The organism is Croceibacter atlanticus HTCC2559 (assembly GCF_000196315.1).
Classification (GTDB): Bacteria; Bacteroidota; Bacteroidia; order Flavobacteriales; family Flavobacteriaceae; genus Croceibacter; species Croceibacter atlanticus.
The window spans coordinates 2,395,446-2,419,181 of sequence record NC_014230.1 but is presented as its reverse complement, the minus strand read 5'-3'; the positions used below and the strand labels follow the sequence as shown (position 1 = coordinate 2,419,181).

Below are 23,736 nucleotides of genomic sequence, written 5' to 3'. Positions count from 1 at the left end.
TAAACCCAAAATAAAAACTAATGAAAACTAGAATTATAACAGTAGCTTTAATGGCTTTTGGAGTAACTCTTTTTGCTCAAAAAAAAGAGATAAAAAAAGCTGAAAAAGCTCTTGAAAAAGAAAGCTATAGTGAAGCAATGACTTTTCTCAACCAAGCAGAGCCTATGTTAGCAGATGCAGATGAGGAATATAAAGCTCGCTTTTATGCGGCTAAAGGTCAGGCAATTTTTAAAGATGGTTCAATTTCTCTAGATAAAATTCAAGAAGCTGTAAGTGCTTACGATAAAGCTTTAGAGATAGAGGAAGGTATGGAGCAAGCTACAAACGGTAAACTTAATGCAGCTAATACAGTTTTGGCTTTAGCAACAGAAGATTACAAAGCTCAGCGTTTTTCTGAAGGAGCAAAAAAGTATTATATGACTTATAAATTAAGCCCTGTAGATACGTCTTTCCTTTATAATGCAGCTATTTTATCTGTTTCAGGAAACGACTTAGAGTCTGCTCTTAAATACTACAAAGAACTTGAGAGTATGAACTATGATGGTTCTGAAGTTGAGTATACTGCTATTAATAAAGAAACAGGTGAAGTTGAAACTTTTCAGAAAGATGAACGTGATCTTGCTGTAAGATCCGGACAATATATTAAACCAGAAGACAAAAAATCTGAGTCTAAAAAACCTGAGATAATTAAAAATATAGCTTTAATATATAATGATTTAGGGAAAAGCGAAGAAGCTATTGCTGCTGTAGAAAAGGCAATGGAGCAAAACCCAAATGATGTTGCTTTAATGCAAGTAGAAGCTAACGTATATTACGAAATGGGTAATATGGAGCGTTACAAAGAAATTATGGAAAAGGTTGTAGAGCAAGACCCAAACAACTCTGCACTTTATTACAACTTAGGTATTAGCTCAAGTAAATTAGGAGACAGTGAAGCCGCAATAGGTTACTTTAAAAAAGCTGCAGAAATAGACCCTAAGAATACAGATGCAAAAATTAACATTGCTGCTGAAATTTTAAAAGAAGAAAAGCCATTGGTTGAACAAATGAATGCGCTTGGAACATCTAACGCAGATTTCAAGAAATATGATGAGTTAAAAGAAAGACGTAAGCAAATTTACCTTTCTGCTGTACCATATTTAGAAAGTGTTATTGAGCAGAAGCCAGAAAACGTTGAAGCTACTAGAGTTTTAATGAATATTTACTACCAATTAGATAATGAAGCTAAAGCTAAAGAAATGAAAGCTAAACTTCAATCTTTTGAGGGTAACTAAGTCACTCAACATAACCGAATATAAAAGCTGCTATTTTAATAGCAGCTTTTTTTATACCTAGTGTTTGTTTATAATCTTGAGGCATTAATAATACCTAGTATTTTGGTATTTTTGTAGCTCATGAAGTATTCTAAAATTCCTGTTGCGCAATCTGTTGTCGCACTTTGTATTTCTAAAGGAATAACTAATGTTGTTATTTCACCAGGATCTCGTAATGCACCACTAACCATAGGGTTTTCGGAGCATCCAGATATTAAAGCGTATAGTATTGTAGATGAGCGTTGTGCTGCTTTTTTAGCCTTAGGCATGGCACAACAATTAAAACAACCAGTAGCTTTAGTATGTACATCTGGCTCTGCATTACTAAATTACTATCCTGCAATTGCAGAAGCATTTTACAGTGACATTCCTTTAGTTGTAATATCAGCAGATAGGCCTGTAGAACGTATAGATATTGGTGATGGCCAAACTATTAGACAAAAGAATGTATACGGTAATCATATTTTATACTCTGCTAACTTATATTCTGAAGCTGTTTTAGAAGAACATCCTAAAGACATTAAATTACAACAAAAACAATGGGAGTCTCATAGGCATAATGAGCAAGAAATAAATAAAGCATTAAATACAGCCATAGAGGAACAAGGACCTGTACATATTAATGTACCATTTTATGAACCTTTATATGATACTGTGTCAGAAACAAGTTTGGAGCCCTTTAAAGTTTCACCAGATGTTAGGGAAAAATCTGTTACAGAAGATGAGTTGAGTAGGTATGCTAAGATTTGGAATAGCTCTCAACGTAAGTTAATTCTTATTGGAGTACAAGATCCTAATACAATAGAGCAGCAGTTTTTAGATGCTTTTGCAAAAGATGAATCTGTTATAGTTATGACAGAGACCACATCAAACGTGCACCATCCCAATTTTTTTCCGAGTATAGACACTATAATAGCACCAATTGAACAACAGGACTCTAAGGAAGAGCTGTTCAAAGGTTTACAGCCAGACATATTACTCACCTTTGGAGGTTTAATTGTTTCAAAAAAAATTAAAGCATTTTTAAGAACTTACCAGCCTAAACACCATTGGCATGTAGATCCAAAAAAAGCATATGATACTTATTTTTGTTTAGAAAAGCATTTTGAGTATTCACCAAACACCTTTTTAACTACATTTTCTTCCTTAACTAAACCAGTAAAGAGTAATTACTTTCAGTTCTGGAATGGTATTAAAATTGAACGTTTAAAACTTCAGAAAGATTATGAAGATACAGTGCCATTTTCAGATTTTTCAGCTTATAAGTGTCTTTTAGAAAAACTGCCAAATAATTCATTAGTACACTTAAGTAATAGCTCGACAATAAGATATGCACAACTGTTTCAGCTAAACAAAACAATTGATGTATTTTGTAATAGAGGAACAAGTGGTATAGATGGCAGTACATCTACAGCTATTGGTGCTTCATTAGTTTCAAAAAAACAAACTATTTTAATAACTGGAGACCTTAGTTTCTTTTATGATAGTAATGCACTTTGGAATACTTATATCCCTAATTCTTTCAGAATAATCTTAATAAATAATAATGGTGGCGGTATTTTTAGAATATTACCAGGTCACGAAGAAACAGAAACATTTAATACTTATTTTGAAACTACTCATAACCTAACGGCAAAGCAGTTATGTAAAATGTATAATTTTAAATACGAGAACGCCACTAGTACTGAAGAAATACAACATAGTTTAGAAACGTTTTTTGATGAAGCAGACGCTCCAAAACTGTTAGAAATCTTTACACCAAGAATAATTAACGATAAAGTATTAAAAGGTTATTTTAAACATCTAAAATCTTAAAATTGAGATGTGTTATATATTTTAAAAAATTTGTACATTGTTGAAGCTTAATAATTAACCAAAAAACGAAACATATTATGAGTAAGAGAGATGATTTAATTGCAAAGTATGCAGATGATATTAAAAACAAAATAGGTGAAACTCCAGATATGGATTTACTTACTAAAGTAACTATTGGTTGTGGACCATCTATTTACAATGCAGATGCTGCAACAGTCTCTGGTAGCGATGAGAAAGAGCTAATGACTGTAAAAAATAATTTCCTAGTAAAGAAATTAGGCCTTAAAGATGAGCCTAAACTTATGGATGCAATAAATTCAGTTATTGAAAAATACGGAAAATCTAATCGTAATAAATACAGAGCAGTTGTTTATTACTTGCTTACTCAACACTTTAAAAAAGAATCTGTTTACAAATAGATCGTTTTAAACATACAAAAAGCCGTTATTTATTTTTAAGTAACGGCTTTTTTATTGGCAATAGTACTATAACTATTGTCATAACAATACCGTAACTTTGCCGAAAATTTTTTAGGATGCTTAACATAGGAGAATACCATAAACTAGTAATAGATAGAGAAACAGAACCTGGTCTGTTTTTGAGAAATGATGATGGAGACGAAGTCTTGTTGCCTAACAAATACATGCCAGAAGATTTTAAGATTGGTGACGAGCTAGAGGTATTTGTTTATTTAGATTTTAAAGAACGTCCTGTAGCAACTAATATAAAACCACTTATACAGTTAGATGAATTTGCATATTTACGTTGTGCAGATGTAACTAACGTAGGCGCATTTATGGATTGGGGCTTAGAAAAGCACCTTTTTGTTCCTTATAGAGAGCAAGTTATTCCTATGAAAGTAGGTGAGCGTTATTTAGTATTTTGTTATTTAGATTTAGAAACAAATAGGTTAGTAGCTTCTAGTAAAGTATTTTCTTTTACAGATAATAGTGAAATAACTGTGGAGCCTTATGATGAAGTAGATGTATTAGTAGTAAATAAGACAGATTTAGGATACAACGTTATTGTAAATGAAATTCACGAAGCATTAGTCTTTAAGAGTGATATATTTCAGAACCTTAGAGAAGGTGACCAAATGAAAGGTTGGGTTAAAAAAGTACGTAAAGATGGTAAGCTAACTATAACATTACAACGTCCTGGTTTTAGGAGTATAGAGCCAAATTCTAAAAAAATATTAGATGTGCTAAGTGTAAATGGTGGTACATTAAACCTTCACGATAAGTCTACTCCAGAAGAGATTGAAAAGCACTTACAAATGAGTAAGAAGAGTTTTAAAAGAGCAATAGGGACACTTTATAAGCAACGTAAAATAGATATTAAGGTAGATTCTATTACGTTACTTTAAATTAGTAACCTATGTATGGTGTTCTGTAGTATCCATAATAAGATGGTAGTCTACTATCTTTATAAGATATATTTCGAACACCAGTATTACCAAAATTATAAGAATTAGGTCTAAGCTCATTGGCTCTCGCTTCAACAGAGATCACTGAGCTTTTTCTTTTTTGAGACCCAAAAGATCCAAAGGATTTAATATCTACTTCTCTTTTTTTAACATTGGTACTTTTAGTCATAACTGCCAGCATATTCACTTCTTTAGGTTTTACAGGATCAATTAAATCTACCTCACTTATAAAGAATTTATTTTGAGGCGTTGCTACACCAAAACTTATGATTGGGGTTTCTAACGCAGAGATTTTAAAATCTAACGGACCACCATTAGTAAACTCTTGTGCATTTGTAGTTACAGCAATTAAAAGGATGAATATGTAAATAAATTGTTTCAAAAAAAGTGTTTTTTAAAGGTAATCAAGAATGATACCTTTTTTATAAAGATGCTATAACGCTAATTTCAACGTTTACATCTTTTGGTAATCGGGCTACTTGTACAGTTTCTCTTGCAGGTGCTGTTGCATCATCAAAATAAGAGCCATATACGTCATTTATTTTTCCAAAATTGTCCATATCGCTAATAAAGATGGTAGATTTTATGACATTAGCAAAACTCATTTCTGCAGCTTCTAAAACAGCCTTTAAATTCTCCATTACTAATTTGGTTTCAGAAGAAATATCCTCTAAATGTAACTGCCCAGTCTTGGGATCAAGTGCTATTTGTCCAGATGTATAAAGCATACCGTTATTAAGTACAGCTTGATTATAAGGACCAATTGGTTGTGGTGCTTTATCTGTAGTAATTATAGTTTTCATAATTATAAGTTTTGGTCAGGACGTCTACGTTGCTCGTATTTTAAATCCTGTAGTATGTTAGATTTAATACCAATAAAGAAATTCCAAGGTGCATTTGCTCTAAATGGTTGCCAGTTAAAAGACATTCTAAAACTACCTAAATCCCTTTGAAATCTAAAACTTGTGGCCACAAAAGTCTGGTCTTGTACATTAAATGAGGTAGAGCCACCAACTTTCCATTTTGGAGATAACTCTAAATCACTTGATATAGAAATAGATTGACTACTAATTTCATTTTGCCTAGCAGAGTTTGCATAGGTTAGGGTATAGGCAAGCCTAAGATTCCAAGGTATTTTATAATTAAATTTTTCAGTGGTGTTTTCTTTTACAGTGTCTTCCTCGTCATCTTCGTCATAAATATCGCCATTATCAGATATAGGTTTTCCAAACAGGTCATCTGGTCTACCACCATTTCTTAGGGTTTGGTTGTCTTGCCGGTCTGTATCTCTGCCATCTCCACTAAATTGATCGCTAGAAAAACTATAGTTAAAACTAACATTACCATTTGTTAACCTAAAAAGACTTCCGCCGTTTTCGATATTCCAAGTATCAACTCTTCTGTTGTTATTATCTAAGGCGTAAGGATCTAAAGCTCCATTAAAATTAATTGTAAGCTTATTGTCCATTAAAGGAATACTACCAGTAACACTAATAGGAGCAAGCCTTAAACTATCTGCCGATAAATTATAAGATGTTCTAAAATTTAGGTTGTTTAAGAGTGTAACTTTTTTAGCTTCAGTTTTAGTAGAATCGGGATTTCTTACTTTGGCCTCTAATACATTGTTAAGACTTAAGCCAATTGAGCTAGAAAAGTTTTCTGTAGGTGCGCCAAATAATGAACCCTGAAAGCGTGTATACCTTACTGTTTCATCTTCATCTTCTTCATCTAAACCTTCAATTACATATTCATCGAAGTACTGTGAAAAACCAGGGTTAATGTTATAGCTTATAGAAGGTCTTATAACGTGGCGTATGGCTTGTACCTTTTTGTCTTTACCAAAATTAAAAGTTCCATACACAGATGTACCTATACTGGTATTAAAATTATACGTTCTATAAGAATCGAAACCATTAATAGTATCTACAACAACTTCTCTATTTTCATTATCGTATGATCGATCAAATGTTCTGAACACCCAATTTTCTTGAAAGTTTGATCCTGCAGAAACACTAAGGTAATTAAGAAGCTTAAAGTTAGTGGTAACTGGTATAGTATGTTGTGCTCCATACACCCCATTTTTAAACATCTCACTTGTAAAAAAATCATCTTCGGTAGTAGTGTACCTATTTTCTCCTCTTAAGTTATAGCTAAAGTTAATATTTTCGATAGCACCTTTACTAGAGCCATCTTTAGGTTTAAATGGGTAAATACGTGAGACACCAGCTTGCAAGGTAGGTAGTGTCATATTTACTTCTTGTGTACCTGTGTTTTGATTGTGTGTTGCTGCAACTGTAACATTAACTTCTGGATCTCCAGTAAATACTTTTGAATAAGAAACAGAAGAACTTAAGTTATTTACTAAGTTACTACCAATATTTTGTTGATTTATAGATTGCTGAAAGAACCTGCTACTACCCAAGTTTACAGATGCTCTAAACTGTGATGATGGATTTGCCTTAGCATCTTGGTTATGGCTCCATTGTATATTGTAATTATTGGCTTCAGAAAAATCTGGAAAACCACGTTCACTATTTAAGAGCTTTTCAGACCTATAACTAAAGTTTCCTCTGTACTTGTAACGCACATTATAGGTAGACTGAAATTGTAAAGTATAACTACCGTTGGTGAAATAACTACCAGTAGTGGTTAAGTCTATATAATCATTAATTGCAAAGTAATAACCTCCATTTTGAAGAGAAAACCCACGTTGGTTATCTTCTCCATAAGACGGAATTATAAAACCAGAGGTTCTGTCTTCTGTTAAAGGAAAATACCCAAAAGGTAAGCCTAATGGTGTAGGAACATCTACAATAACCATATTTACAAGACCTGTAACAATTTTCTTTTCTGGTACAAATTTTATACGTCTTGCATAAAAATAGTAATCTGGGTTATCTATATCTTCAGAAGTGGTGAACCTTACGTTTTTAATATAGTATACAGAGTCATTTTCTCGCTTAGTAACTTCTCCTTTAACTTTAAAGCTTCCTTCTTCTGTTCTAGAATTATAAACTAATGCTTTTTCAGTTTTAGTATTAAATCGAATTGAATCTGGCTCAACTACATTTTGACCTTGAGTAAAAACAGGTTTTTGAGAATACTCACCAACACTATCTTTTATACCATATGCATACACCTCATTTTTTTCATTGTCTATAACTATAAGACCTGCTGTAATTTGCATATCTCCATAAAACACTTCTGCTTCATCATACAAATACATTTTGTTTTCACGTTGAGATAAACGCATGTAATCTTTAGCCTTATAGGTAACCAAATCTGTTAGTAATCCTACAGTTTTGGTACTATCATTAGCTGTTGAATCATTTTCTGTTAATGGTAATTGTCCTAATGGTCTAGAAATACTATCACCATCAATAGTAAGTTGCCTGTTGGAGTTATTTTCAAGTTGTATTGGTTCTGTAGAAGGTGATCTGGTTAACGTATCATCTTCATTTGTAGGTGTTGGCTCGGTTAAAATAACTTCTGGTTGCTCAATAATCTCAGGAGTATTAACTTTCTCTCCAATTTTATTAGATCCGTTTTTGTTTGTGGCATCTTTTAATGAATCTCCTGTAGATTGAGATTGCGTCTTAGGTTTAATAGAATCAGTCAATCTAGGGGAAAGACTATCTACTGTATCTTTCAAGACATCTAGTTTTTCTGAAGAGATTTTTAAACTGTCAAGTCGCTTTTTGTTAGAGTTAGCAGTAATAGAATCGTTTAGTTTTCTTAATTCAGAAAATTTTAAGCTGTCATTTTTTATGGTAAGGCTGTCATTATTAGATGCGCTACGTACTTTAACGGCTTTAGCTGTAGTATTTTTAGAGCCATATTTTGCATTAAAAATACTGTCTCGTCGTTTTGCTATACTATCACGTTGAGTTTTAATGCTTTTAAGGAGCTCTTTGTCAGTTATTTGAGATTGGCAAACGTATGCAGAAAACAGCATGAAGGCGCATAATGAAAGTATGTGTCGTACGTTTGTTTGCAAGGCTATATATGCTATTTTTGTAAAAAGTGGCTTACTTTTTGAAGCTTCAAAATTACATATAATTTTTAGAGTACAAATCTTTATTCTAAATGTAATTTATACCAATACTAACGAGCTATGCGTTATCAAATTATGAGACACCTTAAATATTATTCAATATTAATTCTAATAATAGGACTTTTAGGAACTTCTAATAGTTTAAATGCACAAAAACAAAGCAATAAATTTGTGGTTGTTTTAGATGCTGGTCATGGAGGTAAAGATCCTGGAAAATTAAAAAATCATCTTAAGGAAAAGACAATAGCTTTAATTATTACCAAGTTAGTAGGTAATAAGTTGAAAGATGATAAAAATGTTGAGATTATCTATACTCGTGAGTCAGATAAATTTGTAACACTAGATGGTAGAGCCAAGATAGCAAACTCAGCAAAGGCAGATTTGTTTGTGTCTATACATTGTAATGCTCATAACTCTCAGGCCTATGGAACAGAAACATACGTTTTAGGACTGCATAGAAATGATGATAACTTGGCTGTAGCAATGGCAGAGAACTCTGTAATTTATTTAGAGGAAGATTATGAGGTGACCTATGATGGTTTTGATCCTAAATCTCCAGAATCCTATATTGGCTTAACTTTAATGCAAGAAGAATATTTAGATCAAAGTATTTTGTTGGCAGATAATGTAGAATCTCAATTTAGAGATAAGCTTAAGAGAAAAAGTAGAGGCGTAAAACAAGCAGGTTTCTTAGTTTTAAGAAAAACCTATATGCCAAGTGTGTTAATTGAAACAGGCTTTATTACAAATACAGAAGAAGGTGCTTTTTTAAACAGTGCCAAAGGACAAGAAAAAGTAGCAACTGCTATAGCAAATGCTATAAATGAATATAAAAGAACTTTAAATTTAGATGTTTTTGGAGGTGTGTCAGACCAAATAAATACTCCAAAAACAGTATCTCAAACTAAAGAAGAAGTGTATGGAGATATCGTTTTTAAAGTCCAGATTGCTGCAAGTTCCAAAAAGTTAAACCCAGACAAACATGACTTTAAAGGGCTTAATCAAATTACTAGAAATCAGGAAAATGGTCTTTACAAATATTACTTCGGAAAGACATCAGACTATCTAAAAATACAAGAGCTTGTAAAACAGGCTAAAATTGTAGGTTATGAGCAGGCATACGTTGTAGCCTTTAAGGGCGAAAAAAAAATCAACGTAAATGAAGCTTTAAAATCTAAGGTTAATTAACTTTACGTTCCTATATTAATCGCTACATTTGTTGTTCACTAAAGTATTATATATCCTTGAAAATTACTAGAGAAGTTAAGACAGCAGTATTAGTTCTTTCAGCTATAGCACTGCTTATATTTGGGTATTATTTCTTAAAAGGAAATAACCTATTGGATGGTAGCCGAACATTTTATGCTGTTTATGATGATGTTGAAGGTCTGGCAAGGTCTTCTAAAGTAACTATAAACGGTTTACAAGTAGGTAAGGTTACAGATATTCAAATTATAGATTCTCGAGGTAACTTAGCAATTACATTTACTGTTGAAAATGATTTTGAGTTTTCAAAAAACAGTATTGCTCGTATTTATGGTGGTGGTATAATAGGAGGTAAGTCTCTTGCAATTGTACCTACGTATGAGCAAGGACAAATGGCTAAAGATGGAGATACCCTAAATAGTGAGATAGAAGAAGGTTTGTTAGAATTAGTTAATGATAGGCTAACACCACTTCAGAAAAAAATAGAGAACGTTATTGTAAGTGTAGATTCTTTAGTAAATGGATTTAATGAGATTTTAGATCCAAATACGCGTCAAAATTTAAGAAACTCTTTTGCCAGCTTAGACCGCACAATGGCATCTTTAGAAAATACATCTGGAACTTTAAATGGTATATTAACAGATAATAAACCTAAGCTAGACAGAACATTTACCAACCTAGATGAAATGTCTTATAATTTTAATTCGTTCTCAGACTCACTAGCCGAAGTTAACCTTGCAGGCATAGTAAACGATTTTGAAGAGATAGCAGCAGACCTTAAAAATGTCGCAGCCAAAGCAAACAGTACAGATGGTACAGTTGGTAAATTATTAAACGACCCTAAGGTATATGATAACTTAGATCGTGCTACAAAACAACTTGAACAACTTTTACAAGATGTTAAGTTAAATCCTAAACGTTACGTACATATCTCAGTATTTGGTAAACGTAATAAAGACTATAAACCACCAAAAGACTCTCTTAAATAATTATGCAAATCTTAGCTCAAATATTATTTGGTATTATTTTAATTGCAGGCATAGGTTTCTTTGCTAGAAACGTGCGTAGAATGATTCGTAATATCAAACTTGGAAAGAAAGTAGATAGAACAGATCAAAAAGGCGAACGTTTTAAAACAATGGCTCTTTTAGCTTTGGGACAATCTAAAATGGTAAGAAGACCTATCTCTGGTTTTCTCCATATTATTGTATATCTAGGATTTATAATAATTAATATCGAAGTTCTTGAAATTATTATAGATGGTCTATTTGGTACTCACCGTATTTTTGCACCTTATTTAGGAGGCGCTTATGATGTGTTAATCGCTACGTTCGAGGTTTTAGCATTTTTAGTACTTGTAGGTGTTATTATATTTTGGACAAGACGTAACATTTCAAGAATAAAACGCTTCTGGGCTAGAGAAATGACAAGCTGGCCTAAAAATGATGCCAATAATATTCTTTATTTTGAAATGGTATTAATGGCATTGTTCTTAATAATGAATGGTGCAGATTTACAATTACAACTAAATGGTGCAGATCATTATGCACAAGCAGGAACCTTTCCTATAAGTCAATTTTTACTTCCAATTTTTGATGGGCTTTCAACAAGTACTCTAATTATAATTGAAAGAACAGCTTGGTGGTTGCACATTGTAGGGATCTTAATTTTCTTGAACTATTTATACTACTCTAAGCATTTACACATATTATTGGCTTTCCCAAATACTTATTTCGCTAAGCTTACACCAAAAGGTGAGTTTAATAATTTAGAAGCTGTAACAAATGAGGTAAAGTTAATGATGGATCCAGATGCAGATCCATTTGCTGCTCCAGCAGAAGGCGCAGAAGATGACGTACCAGAAAAATTTGGAGCCAGTGATGTTTCAGATTTAAATTGGGTACAGTTACTCAATAGCTACACGTGTACAGAATGTGGGCGTTGTACATCAGAATGTCCTGCAAACCAAACAGGAAAAAAATTATCTCCTCGTAAAATTATGATGGATACAAGAGACCGTCTTGAAGAGGTTGGAGAAAACATAAATAAAAATGGAACGTTTGAAGATGATGGTAAACAACTTTTAGACGATTACATCTTGCGTGAAGAACTTTGGGCATGCACTACCTGTAATGCTTGCGTAGAAGCTTGCCCTATAGGAATAGACCCATTAAGTATTATTATGGATATGAGACGCTATTTGGTAATGGAGCAAAGTGCAGCACCAAATGAGCTTAACAATGCTATGACAAATATAGAGAATAACGGTGCGCCTTGGCCTTATAACCAAATGGACCGTTTAAATTGGACAAACGAAAGTTAATGCCATTTATTAAGAACATATCGTTATGTGTTCTTTTCTCTCTAATTACAGTTGGAGGATACGCACAGCTTGGATATCAAAAAGATTCAATACAAGTAAAAGTATATACTAATCTATATGTTAATGACCAATTACAGGTAGATTCATTAAGCGTTAAAAAGGTATTTTGTGATTATTGTTCAGAAAATCAATTAGAAGCATTAAAACAACAAAGCTTAGAGATTACATACCAGTCAAGATTTCAGCCTAAATACCGAAAAAAAGGCGATCATTTACTGGCAATATATTTAAGAATGCCACGAGAGGCTTTTGACGAACTAAAAGAGTAATAGAACAATGAAAAAGAAGGACGTAGAAAAATTATTACACGATAAAGTAGAAGCCGGAGAAAAGGTAAGTCCAGTGCTACCAAAAGGTGTTAAGAATTATCTTATAGATATAGACGGCACCATTACAGAAGATGTTCCTAATGAGGAGCCAGAACGCATGGCAACTTGTGAACCTTTTCCAGATGCATTAGCAACGTTAAATAAATGGTATGACCAAGGCCATATGATATGTTTCTTTACTTCTAGAACAGAAGAGCATAGAGAAGTTACAGAAACCTGGTTAAACAAACATGGCTTTAAATTCCATAGTTTATTAATGGGTAAACCAAGAGGTGGTAATTACCATTGGGTAGATAACCATTTGGTGAAAGCCACACGTTACAAAGGTAAATTTACAGACCTTGTAGAGAAAGAAGTTAAAATTCAAGTTTTTCAAGAATAACAATTATGTCTGAAACACTAAAGGTGCCAACAATGGCAGAATATATGGCAGAAGGCAAACAACCAGAGGTTTTATTCTGGGTTGGTTGCGCAGGAAGTTTTGACGACCGTGCCAAAAAAATAACAAAAGCATTTGTAAAATTATTAAATCGTGCAAATGTAGATTTTGCTGTCTTAGGTACAGAAGAAAGCTGTACTGGAGATCCCGCAAAACGTGCAGGAAATGAGTTTTTATTTCAGATGCAGGCTGTAACTAATATAGAAGTTCTAAATGCTTATGAAATAAAGAAAGTTGTAACAGCTTGTCCTCACTGTTTTAATACCATTAAAAACGAATATCCGTCTTTAGGTGGAAATTACGAGGTAATGCACCACACCACATTCCTTAAATCACTAATGGAAGAAGGACGCCTTAAAGTTGAAGGTGGTAAGTTTAAAGGAAAGCGTATAACATTTCACGACCCTTGTTATTTAGGAAGAGCAAATAACGTATATGAAGCACCAAGAGATTTACTTAGAAAACTAGAAGTAGAACTTGTTGAAATGCGTAAGTGCAAGAAAAACGGTTTATGTTGTGGAGCTGGTGGAGGCCAAATGTTTAAAGAGCCAGAACCCGGAAATAAAGATGTAAACATAGAGCGTACACAACAAGCTATGGAGGTTAAACCAGATGTTATTGCTGCTGGTTGTCCATTTTGTAATACTATGATGACAGATGGTGTGAAAAGTGAAGCTGAAGGCGAAATAGAAGTGATGGATGTTGCCGAGATGATTGCAAATGCAGATGATTTATAAATACTTATGTTAGTAGATTTTAATACACTTCCAGACGATTCAAGAATCTGGATTTATCAAGCCAATAGAACATTAACCGAAGATGAAGTTTCAGAAATTGAAACTAAGCTTTCTAAGTTTATTCAAGAGTGGACTGCTCATGGTGCAAATCTAAATGCTGGTTTCGAGATTAAGTACAAACGTTTTATTGTAATTGCTTTAGATCAAGAGCGCAATGCAGCCACAGGTTGTTCAATTGATGCTTCTGTACATTTTATAATGCAGCTGGAAAAAGATTACGATATAGACCTTATGGATAAAATGAATGTTTCCTTTAAACAAGGAGAGTACATTACATATAAGTCTCTTATTGATTTTAAAAAACTAGCAAAAAATAAAGGAGTATCAGCTAATACGATAGTCTTTAATAACTTAGTTGTAAATAAAGGTGAGTATGAAGACCATTGGGAAGTGCCAGCAATTGAGTCCTGGCATTCAAGGTTTTTCTAATAAAACTATATTTAGTAACACAATAAGATTTCTAATTTTTTAAGCCATTTAGCTCCTTAAGTTAAATGGCTTTATTGTATGATAAACTATACTATTTGTAAAATTATAATGTTTAATAACTTACAGATACATTCTTAAGATTTTATAATAAACGGTCTAATTCTTGTATCTTTAAAGTTGAATTTTTCACCAATTATTTATGACGCGTTTCCTTACTGCATGTGCAGTTTTCCTTATATATACAACAGTATCTGCTCAACAAAACAATCCATTAGCTGCTAAAGATGCGAGAGCACAAAAACAATGGGTAGATAGTGTTTATAACACTATGAACCTTGATCAAAAAATTGGTCAGTTGTTTATGCCTCGAGCATTCTCAAACCAAGGTGCTGCACATAAAAAGGAATTAGATTCTCTTGTGGCTAAGTACCACGTTGGCGGAATTATATTCTCTAAAGGAGGACCAATACGACAAGCTAAGTTAAATAACCAACTTCAAGACCAAGCTAAAATACCATTACTCATGGCAATGGATGCAGAATGGGGCCTAGCAATGCGTTTAGATTCTACTTATGCATTTCCTTGGAATATGACATTAGGAGCAATTAAAGACAATAAACTTGTAGAGTTAACAGGAAAACAAATAGGCCAACACGTTAAGCGCATTGGTATGCACATGAATTTTGGTCCTGTTGTAGATATTAATACCAATCCCAATAATCCTATTATAGGAAATAGATCTTTTGGTGAGGACAAGGTAAATGTTACAGAGAAAGCAATTGCATTTATGAATGGTATGCATAGTGCTGGAGTTTTATCTAGCGCAAAGCACTTTCCAGGTCATGGTGACACAGAAACAGATTCACACAAAACACTACCAACTATAGATTTTGATATTAAACGATTGGATAGTGTAGAGTTATATCCTTACAAAAGGATAATTACCGAAGGTGTTTCTAGCATCATGGTAGCACATTTAAATGTTCCAGCACTGGAGACAAGATCTAATTATCCTTCTTCAATTTCAAAAACTATTGTAACAGATTTGCTTAAGGAAAAGCTTCAGTTTAAAGGATTAATATTTACAGATGCTTTGGAAATGAAAGGCTTGGCAAACAGTAAAGAACCTGGAGATGCAGATTTAGCAGCCTTTTTAGCGGGTAATGATATTCTGTTAATTTCTGAAGATATTCCTGTTGCAATAGGAAAGTTGAAAGAGGCGTATTATGAAGAACTTATTTCAGAGAAACGTTTAGAACATTCAGTTAAAAAAATATTATCTGCTAAATATAAAGTAGGATTAAATGATTACGAGCCGGTAAATGAAACCTTCTTATATGAAGATTTAAATACCATATCTAACGATGTGCTTTACCAACGCTTAATGGAAAATGCAGTTACAGTTGTAAAAAATAATAAGGCAATTTTACCTATTAAGCGTATTAATAAAAAGAAGATAGCATACGTGAGTTTAGGTGATGATGATGGTTCTGCATTTTTAAACCAATTAAATAAATATACTACTGTAGATCATGTAACAGCAAATCACCTTGATGAGCTATTAGAAAAACTAAAAAACTACAATTATGTTATTGTAGGATTACATAAAAGCAATGATAGTCCTTGGAAAAGCTACAATTTTACAGATAAGGAAACCGTCTGGTTATATGAAATTGCAAGAAACAATACCACAATCTTAAATGTATTTGCAAGACCATATGCAATGTTAGATCTTAAAACCAATACCAATATAGAAGGTATTGTAATGGCGTATCAAAATAGTGAGATAGCACAAAACGTTACTGCACAAATGTTATTTGGAGCTATAGATGCTAAAGGAAAATTACCAGTAAGTGTAGGTTTAGATTTTCCAGTAGGTACAAGCTATGAGACAAAATCTTTAAAACGATTATCTTACGGTTTACCAGAAAGTGTTGGAATGAATTCTTATAAATTAAAGAAGATGGATTCTTTAATCAATATAACCTTAGAAAAGGAAATGACACCAGGTTTTCAAATGTTAATAGCCAAAGATGGAAAAGTGGTGTACAATAAGAATTTTGGGTATCATACTTATGAGAAGACTCAAAAGGTTACAGACTCATCTCTTTATGATGTGGCATCTCTAACAAAAATACTAGCAACATTGCCATTGGTTATGGAGTTGGAAGAAAACAATACTATTAATCTTAATACCAAGCTTAAAGATATTCTTCCTCAGTTAAGTAAAAGCAACAAGAAAAATATTACTATAAAGCAAATGCTTTCTCATTATGCAAAACTACCAGCTTGGATACCGTTTTATTTGCATACAATGGATACTGTTACTAAAAGAGCATCAGTTAAATACTATAGAGACAAGTCAGATTCTAATTTCAATATTCAAGTAGCAGAAAATTTTTATATCCGTAATGATTATAATGATTCTATCTATAAGGAGATAGCAGATAGTGAGTTACGAAGTAGGCTTGCTTATAAGTATAGCGACATACCATATTATATTTTAAAACAATATTTAGAGGACTACTATGGCAACTCATTACATACCATTACCCAAGATCATTTTTATGAACCATTGGGAGCTAATTTCACTACATATATACCATTAAATTCTTTTAGTAAAGAGCAAATAGTTCCTACTGAAAATGACACGCTATGGAGGCGCCAAGTTGTACAAGGCTATGTTCATGACCAAGGAGCAGCAATGCTTGGAGGTATTGGTGGTCACGCAGGATTGTTTAGTAATGCAAATGATATTGCTAAAATTATGCAGATGTATTTAAATGGTGGTTACTATGGTGGTCAACGATTTTTAAAGGAAGAAACCATTCAAAAGTTTAATAAAACCTATTATAAAGATAAGAAGGTAAGACGTGGTGTTGGTTTTGACAAACCACAGTTAGACGAAGTAGGACCAACCTGTGGTTGTGTGCCAATGAGTAGCTTTGGACATAGTGGCTTTACAGGAACATATACTTGGGCAGATCCAGACAATAATTTAATTTATATCTTTTTAAGTAATAGAACCTATCCTTTTGCGTCTAACAGAAAACTTATTTCTGAAGATATTAGAACTAAATTACAACGTCTTATTTATGAGGCAATAGACTATTAAAACCAACCTATGAAAATTGCAATTGTTTGTTATCCTACGTTTGGCGGTAGCGGCGTAGTAGCTACAGAGTTAGGGATAGCATTATCTAAACGCGGTCATGAAATACATTTTATTACTTATAAACAACCGGTAAGGTTGGAGTTACTTTCCTCTAATGTTCATTTTCATGAGGTAAATGTTCCAGAGTATCCGTTGTTCCACTATCAACCTTATGAACTAGCACTTTCAAGTAAACTTGTAAATGTTATAAGAAATCATCGTATAGATTTGCTACACGTACATTATGCAATACCACACGCTTATGCAGGTTATATGGCTAAAAAGATGTTGCAGTCTGAAGGCATTACAATACCAATGGTAACTACTTTGCATGGTACAGATATAACGTTGGTAGGAAATCATCCTTTTTATAAACCAGCTGTTACATTTAGTATTAATAATAGTGATGTTATTACTTGTGTTTCAGAAAGTTTAAAACAAGACACGTTAAGACATTTTGAGGTGACTAAGGATATAGATGTAGTTCATAATTTTATAGACACAAATGTGTCTGAAAAAGTATTTACAGATTGCCAAAGAGATTTAATGGCAGAAGCAGATGAGAAAATAATTACGCACATCTCTAACTTAAGGCCTGTAAAACGATTAAATGATGTGGTTTCTGTTTTTTACAAAATTCAACAATCGATTAAAGCCAAGTTAATTATAGTAGGTGAAGGTCCTGAACGTGAAGCTGCAGAACAACTCATTAAAGAATATGATATTGCTAACAACGTAATATTTGTAGGACAAAGTAACGAGATAGATAAAATACTTTGTTTTTCAGATTTATTCCTTTTACCATCTGAGGCAGAAAGCTTTGGTTTAGCAGCTTTAGAAGCTATGGTCGATGGTGTTCCGGTAATTTCTTCTAACGCTGGAGGTTTACCAGAAGTAAACATTCATGGCGAATCTGGATTTTTAAGTGATGTAGGTGATATAGATGATATGGCTGCTAATGCACTTAAGATTTTTAAAGATGAAAAAACCTTAAAAGAGTTTAAGGAACGTGCTAAAAAAGTAGCTAAGTCTTTTGATATTAATACAATAGTCCCAAAATACGAAAGCTTATACCAAAAGGCTATTGATAACATTTTTGCATAAAAAAACTGCTCAATAAATGTTGAGCAGTTTTTAATACGTTATTCTAAAAGATTAGAATTGGTATCTAACACCTAATCCGATATCAAAATCTACATCGTCAGAAACATTATCATTAAAACCAAATTCTGGTCTAAAGTCTAATGATAACAATAGAGGGAAATCAAAGTTATATTCAATTCCTATATCTCCAGCTAAGTATACATAAGTCTCATCATCTGGTTGGTTATCTCTAGGAAACCTATCATCATCAAAATCTACTCTACCTATACCAGCACCTGGACCAGCATACCAGTTAAAGCCACCATCTATGTTCCATACCCAATGGTAAAGACCAGTTAATCTAATAGCATCAAAATTTTCATTATCTCTCCAACCTAAGTCAAGCTCTATTCTGTTATTGTTACTTCCTACAGCACGTTGGTAAGATACTTCAGTTCCAAAACCATCACCATCTCCTAATCGAAGACCGATAGCGTTTTTACTTATCTCTTGTGCTTGAGTTGCAAAAGCAAACCCAATTAAAGCGAATGTTGTTAAAAATATGTGTTTCATAATGTTCTTTTTTTTAGTTAAAGCGAATTTATTAAGGTTATAGACCATCCTGTCACAACTACATGTTAATATAATGCAAGGAAATCTTAAATTTGAATAACCGCTAAACTGTCATATAATTTGAAGAATCAGCTACAAGAACTTAATCAACATCTAGAAGGGCAACTTTATGATAGTACACTTTATAAAAATTTATATGCAACAGATGCATCAGTATATAGAGAGTTACCACTAGCTGTTTCTTTTCCGAAAACTATTAAAGACTTACAGTATTTAATACGATTTGCAACTAAACATAATACGACACTTATACCTAGAACAGCTGGAACATCTTTAGCAGGACAATGCGTAGGTAGTGGTATTGTTGTAGATGTTAGTAGGTATTTTACTAAAATATTACATATTAATACTGAACATAAAACAGTTACTGTTCAACCAGGAGTTATAAGAGATGATCTTAATAAAGAATTAGCATCACATAACTTGTTTTTTGGACCAAACACATCAACTTCTAACAGATGTATGATAGGAGGAATGGTAGGAAATAACTCCTCTGGAACAACGTCTATTCAATATGGAGTAACTCGAGACAAAGTGGTTGCTATGCAAGTAATCTTGTCTGATGGTAGTGAGGTAGAATTTAAAGAGTTGACTGTAACCGAGTTTAAGTCAAAACTTCAATTAGACACTTTAGAAGGAGATATTTATAGAACAATTTACGAGTCTCTAAAATCTGAAAAGCAGCAAGAATTAATTTTTAAAAACTTTCCTAAACCAGAAATTCACCGTCGTAATACTGGTTATGCTTTAGATGCTTTAATAGATACAGAGATATTTTCTAATTCTACTAAAAAGTTAAACATATGTAAGCTGCTTGCAGGAAGTGAAGGCACTCTAGCCTTTACAACAGAGATCACGTTGAAGTTAGATGATATTCCGCCACAACACTCAGCAATAATTGCGGCTCATTTTCAAGACATATCAACGTGTCTTAAAGCTGTTGAACCATGTATGGCTCACAATTTATTTACGTGTGAGATGATAGATCGTGTTATTTTAGACTGTACCAAGAATAGCCACAAATATGCACCGTTGCGTTTCTTTATAAAAGATGATCCAGAAGCCATCTTGCTTTTAGAATTAAGAAGTTATACCGAAGATGATCTTAATTTACAGATTATAAGCCTTTTAAATAGGTTGTCTAAAACAGGACTTTCTTACGCACAACCAGTTTTAAAAGGAGAAGATATAGAGAAAGCCATGCAATTACGAAAAGCTGGATTAGGGCTTTTAGGTAATCTTAATGGTGATAAAAAAGCAGTTGCTTGTATAGAAGACACGGCTGTTGCTATTCAAGATTTATCAAATTACATTACCAAATTTACCGCTTTAATGAAGCGTTACGACCAACAAGCTGTGTATTATGCACACGCTGGCGCAGGTGAGTTGCACTTAAGACCCATTTTAAATCTAAAGAAAGCAACAGATGTGAATATGTTTAAAGCGATAACTACTGATGTGGCTGAATTGGTGAAATCCTACAATGGCTCAATGAGTGGTGAACATGGTGATGGCAGATTACGAGCAGAGTTTATAGAATATATGGTAGGATCTGAATGTTATAATCTCTTTAGAACAATAAAGGAGACATTTGATCCAAAAAATATTTTTAATAAGGGAAAAATTATTGATGCGCCACCTATGGAAAGTGCTCTTCGATATGTGCCAGAAAGAAAAGAACTACAAATTAATACCTTATTAAATTTTGATGATACTGGCGGTATTTTAAGGCTTGCAGAAAAATGCAACGGTAGTGGCGATTGCAGAACTTCTGTAAATTCTGGAGGTACAATGTGCCCTAGCTACAGAGCAACCAAAGATGAAAAAGATTCAACGAGAGGAAGAGCAAATACCTTAAGAGAGATATTAACGACAAGTAATAAAGTAAATAAATTTAACCATACAGAACTTAAAGAGGTGTTTGACCTTTGTATATCATGTAAAGGTTGCAAAAGTGAATGCCCTAGCAATGTGGATGTTGCGTCTTTAAAAGGAGAATTTGAATATCAATATCAAAAATCTAATGGTTCAACATTGAGAAGTAAATTATTTGCTCATAATACGGTTATAAACTCGTATACATCAAAGTTTCCAGGATTATCAAATTATTTATTTAAATCGAAATGGAGTAGTGGGTTATTAAAATCACTCATAGGAATTTCAGATAAAAGGAGTTTTCCAATAATCGCTAATAAAACGTTTAGGAAACAGATTACCACAACCAAAGAAAGCACTCAAAAAAAATCTGTCTATCTTTTTGTAGATGAGTTTACAAATTATCTAGATGTCGAGTTAGGACTTGCCACATATAAATTGCTCAATAAATTAGGGTATAATGTTGTTATTGTAGATCATGTTGAAAGTGGTAGAACATACATTTCAAAAGGCTTCTTAAAGCAGGCAAAGGTTTTAGCCAACAAAAATATTTCGATATTTTCTGATTTAATTTCAGAAGAGACACCACTTATCGGGATTGAACCTTCTGCTATTTTATCATTTAGAGATGAGTATCTGAGATTAGCAGATAATCTTCAACAGGCAAAAAATCTTTCTAAACATTGTTATACTATTGAGGAGTTTTTAGCAAATGAAATAGATAATGGAGAAATTACAAGTGATTTATTTACTTCAGAAGAGGTTCAGGTGAAATTACATGTGCACTGCCATCAAAAAGCACTATCAAACCAAAAGCATAGCTTTGATATGATTAATTTACCAGTAAACTACAACGTTAAAATAATACCGAGTGGTTGTTGTGGTATGGCCGGATCATTTGGATATGAAAAGGAGCATTATGATATAAGTATGGCAATTGGTGAGCAAACCTTATTTCCTGCAATTCGAAAAGCTAATAAAGAAATTGTTATAGCAGCTACAGGAACAAGTTGTAGGCATCAAATTAAAGATGGTACTGCAAGAGATGCTTTTCATCCCGTACAATTACTACTTAAAGCTTTAAATTAATCTTCTAAAACTACATTCCAATCTGTTATACTCTGAGTAGAGTTTATAGTTGCAGACTCAGGAATAGGTAATTCGATATTAAATTGAGATAAATCCTCTAATTCGTATTGAAAAACAACATCGCTGTAAACAAAACCTATATCACTTGCATAATAGTTTGTAGCATTTATAACGTCTTGAGACATTAAAATAGGTATTGCAATTGGAGTACCTAAAATATCAAAACTTGCAGAGATATCAACATTTACAATTACTTTAGAGGCAATAACATCTGTAAACTCTTCTGAACCAACACTAAAACTTTCAAATTGTCCTGCATCTTCTGTACGTATAGTAAAACTAATTGTTACAGGAATATCCATTATGGTTTGCGTTACTGTATTGTTTAGTTCGTAAAGTTGCATACCTGCAACAGCAGTCTTATTATAAACAGTTGCATCTGTAATAGGAACTTCAATAGGATCTATTCCATCAAATTCAAAATTTAAGGTACCGTTATAAATAAGTTTATTATTCTCTTTTCTAACAGCGCCATTTGCAAATAAGGCAGTAGTAAAACCTTTTTGAACTTCATCCTGTAAAAAATTAAAGTATGAATTTCCAGATATAGTAGTTGTAGAGTTTACTGTTAATACATCTGTACTTTCTATATTGTCTTCGCCATCGGCTTCCTGTACATTATTATATGTCCAAGTATTATTAGCAGCTAATGGAAAGTAATTAGCATTATTGTCTTGATTAACAGCTTCTAAGTCTCCATTGTCTGAAGAACAAGATAGTGTAATTGCTAATATTAAAAAAAGGGGTAAAAGTCTGAACGCCATTATAATTGCTTAATTTTTTGCAAAGATAGGCATTGCTTTTAATAATCAACTTTTTTTACAATTGTAATTGCAGTAAGTAATTGGGTAATTTCGAGTGAGTTTTTTTTAGAAATCATAAGTTGCTTGGTGTTTATGTTTTCTAAATTCAAGTCATTATAAAGGAGTAAATTCCAACGTTTGTCATTATACTCTAAAGCAGATAAGTTTTCTATCCAATCACCAGAGTTTAAGTAAAGTGTGGTTCCTACTTTATTGGTTTTTCTAATCATTTGTGGTTGGTGTATGTGCCCACAAACAACATATTTGTAATTATTAGCTATCGCTAAATCGCTTGCAGTTACTTCAAAATCCTGAATGTACTTTACAGCTTTCTTTACGCTATTTTTAATTTTTTTTGACAAGGAGAATTTCTCTCTTCCAAGTTTAATTAAAAACCAATTTATAAATCTATTTATTAGGATGAGCAAATCATAGCCCCAACCGCCTAATTTAGCAAGCCATTTTGCATTTTGTATAGAAGCGTCAAACACATCTCCGTGAAAAAACCAAGCTTTTTTACCGTCTAAATCCATCACTAATTTATCTACTACAGAAAAGTTACCCATAGTCATATCACTAAACTTGCGTAACATTTCATCGTGATTTCCAGTAATGTAAATTACCTTGGTGCCTTTTGTAGAAAGGTCTATAATTTTCTGTATTACAGCAAGATGAGATTTAGGGAAGTAACGTTTTCTAAACTGCCAAATGTCTATAATATCACCATTTAGGATAAGTGTTTTAGGTGAAATACTATTAAGATAGTTTAGCAACTCTTTAGCATGACAACCAAATGTACCTAGGTGTACATCAGAAATAACAGCAAGTTCTACAACGCGTTTTCTCAA

Annotated in this window: 20 protein-coding genes; 14 read left to right on the top strand and 6 right to left on the bottom strand. The window is 32.8% G+C overall.

Annotated features, from left to right (window positions below; all coding sequences use genetic code 11):
* Window positions 1-20: 20 nt before the first annotated feature.
* From CA2559_RS10995 to CA2559_RS10980, 4 genes are all read left to right on the top strand, one after another.
* Complete coding sequence (locus tag CA2559_RS10995) at window positions 21-1,274, top strand: tetratricopeptide repeat protein (protein ID WP_013187966.1); 1,254 nt, start codon at window positions 21-23, stop codon at window positions 1,272-1,274.
* A gap of 120 nt (window positions 1,275-1,394) precedes the next feature.
* Window positions 1,395-3,128 carry a 2-succinyl-5-enolpyruvyl-6-hydroxy-3-cyclohexene-1-carboxylic-acid synthase gene (gene menD / locus CA2559_RS10990; RefSeq protein ID WP_013187963.1) on the top strand — a complete coding sequence of 578 codons (1,734 nt, stop codon included), beginning with the start codon at window positions 1,395-1,397 and terminating at the stop codon, window positions 3,126-3,128.
* 77 nt (window positions 3,129-3,205) lie between these two features.
* The gene (locus CA2559_RS10985) at window positions 3,206-3,547 is read left to right on the top strand and encodes a DUF2853 family protein (protein WP_013187962.1); all 342 of its coding nucleotides are present in this window, start codon (window positions 3,206-3,208) and stop codon (window positions 3,545-3,547) included.
* Between the two features lie 116 nt (window positions 3,548-3,663).
* Window positions 3,664-4,494: a CvfB family protein gene (locus CA2559_RS10980; protein WP_013187961.1), complete on the top strand. Its 831-nt coding sequence runs from the start codon at window positions 3,664-3,666 to the stop codon at window positions 4,492-4,494.
* A gap of 1 nt (window position 4,495) precedes the next feature.
* On the opposite strand, the gene CA2559_RS10975 is transcribed toward CA2559_RS10980, so the two are convergent.
* Genes CA2559_RS10975 through CA2559_RS10965 form a run of 3 tightly spaced genes read right to left on the bottom strand, consistent with a single transcriptional unit; the run spans window position 4,496 to window position 8,509 of the window.
* Window positions 4,496-4,936 (bottom strand): hypothetical protein, encoded by a 441-nt coding sequence (locus CA2559_RS10975; protein ID WP_013187960.1) that lies wholly within the window; start codon window positions 4,934-4,936, stop codon window positions 4,496-4,498.
* A gap of 40 nt (window positions 4,937-4,976) precedes the next feature.
* Window positions 4,977-5,357 (bottom strand): RidA family protein, encoded by a 381-nt coding sequence (locus CA2559_RS10970; protein WP_013187959.1) that lies wholly within the window; start codon window positions 5,355-5,357, stop codon window positions 4,977-4,979.
* 2 nt (window positions 5,358-5,359) lie between these two features.
* Window positions 5,360-8,509, bottom strand: coding sequence for a putative LPS assembly protein LptD (locus tag CA2559_RS10965; RefSeq protein WP_013187958.1), 3,150 nt, complete (start codon window positions 8,507-8,509; stop codon window positions 5,360-5,362).
* Window positions 8,510-8,683: 174 nt separating this feature from the next.
* Between CA2559_RS10965 and CA2559_RS10955 the strand changes: the two genes are divergently transcribed.
* The 9 genes from CA2559_RS10955 to bshA all read left to right on the top strand — a co-directional run bounded on the left by CA2559_RS10955 (window position 8,684) and on the right by bshA (window position 18,449).
* Window positions 8,684-9,796 carry an N-acetylmuramoyl-L-alanine amidase family protein gene (locus CA2559_RS10955; RefSeq protein ID WP_013187956.1) on the top strand — a complete coding sequence of 371 codons (1,113 nt, stop codon included), beginning with the start codon at window positions 8,684-8,686 and terminating at the stop codon, window positions 9,794-9,796.
* Between the two features lie 56 nt (window positions 9,797-9,852).
* Window positions 9,853-10,803 (top strand): MlaD family protein, encoded by a 951-nt coding sequence (locus CA2559_RS10950; RefSeq protein ID WP_013187955.1) that lies wholly within the window; start codon window positions 9,853-9,855, stop codon window positions 10,801-10,803.
* 2 nt (window positions 10,804-10,805) lie between these two features.
* Entirely contained in the window at window positions 10,806-12,137 is a 1,332-nt protein-coding gene (locus CA2559_RS10945) for a (Fe-S)-binding protein (RefSeq protein WP_013187954.1), read from the top strand.
* Window positions 12,137-12,466: a hypothetical protein gene (locus CA2559_RS10940; protein WP_013187953.1), complete on the top strand. Its 330-nt coding sequence runs from the start codon at window positions 12,137-12,139 to the stop codon at window positions 12,464-12,466. Before CA2559_RS10945 ends, CA2559_RS10940 begins: the two co-directional genes overlap by 1 nt.
* A 7-nt stretch (window positions 12,467-12,473) precedes the next feature.
* A complete protein-coding gene (locus tag CA2559_RS10935; RefSeq protein WP_013187952.1) occupies window positions 12,474-12,908 on the top strand; it encodes an LNS2 domain-containing protein in 435 nt (144 codons plus the stop codon).
* Between the two features lie 5 nt (window positions 12,909-12,913).
* Window positions 12,914-13,702, top strand: coding sequence for a (Fe-S)-binding protein (locus CA2559_RS10930; RefSeq protein ID WP_013187951.1), 789 nt, complete (start codon window positions 12,914-12,916; stop codon window positions 13,700-13,702).
* A 6-nt stretch (window positions 13,703-13,708) separates the two neighbouring features.
* On the top strand, window positions 13,709-14,191 hold the full coding sequence (locus tag CA2559_RS10925; RefSeq protein WP_013187950.1) for a hypothetical protein: 483 nt from the start codon (window positions 13,709-13,711) through the stop codon (window positions 14,189-14,191).
* A 199-nt stretch (window positions 14,192-14,390) separates the two neighbouring features.
* Window positions 14,391-17,306, top strand: coding sequence for a glycoside hydrolase family 3 N-terminal domain-containing protein (locus tag CA2559_RS10920; protein WP_013187949.1), 2,916 nt, complete (start codon window positions 14,391-14,393; stop codon window positions 17,304-17,306).
* A gap of 9 nt (window positions 17,307-17,315) precedes the next feature.
* Window positions 17,316-18,449, top strand: a complete 1,134-nt coding sequence (gene bshA, locus CA2559_RS10915) for an N-acetyl-alpha-D-glucosaminyl L-malate synthase BshA (RefSeq protein ID WP_013187948.1) — start codon at window positions 17,316-17,318, stop codon at window positions 18,447-18,449.
* Window positions 18,450-18,500: 51 nt separating this feature from the next.
* On the opposite strand, the gene CA2559_RS10910 is transcribed toward bshA, so the two are convergent.
* Window positions 18,501-19,001, bottom strand: coding sequence for a hypothetical protein (locus CA2559_RS10910; protein ID WP_041241207.1), 501 nt, complete (start codon window positions 18,999-19,001; stop codon window positions 18,501-18,503).
* A 120-nt stretch (window positions 19,002-19,121) separates the two neighbouring features.
* Between CA2559_RS10910 and CA2559_RS10905 the strand changes: the two genes are divergently transcribed.
* Complete coding sequence (locus CA2559_RS10905; RefSeq protein ID WP_013187946.1) at window positions 19,122-22,025, top strand: FAD-binding and (Fe-S)-binding domain-containing protein; 2,904 nt, start codon at window positions 19,122-19,124, stop codon at window positions 22,023-22,025.
* On the opposite strand, the gene CA2559_RS10900 is transcribed toward CA2559_RS10905, so the two are convergent.
* Complete coding sequence (locus tag CA2559_RS10900; RefSeq protein WP_013187945.1) at window positions 22,022-22,849, bottom strand: hypothetical protein; 828 nt, start codon at window positions 22,847-22,849, stop codon at window positions 22,022-22,024. The genes CA2559_RS10905 and CA2559_RS10900 overlap by 4 nt on opposite strands.
* 38 nt (window positions 22,850-22,887) lie before the next feature.
* Window positions 22,888-23,736 (bottom strand): UDP-2,3-diacylglucosamine diphosphatase, encoded by an 849-nt coding sequence (locus CA2559_RS10895; protein ID WP_013187944.1) that lies wholly within the window; start codon window positions 23,734-23,736, stop codon window positions 22,888-22,890.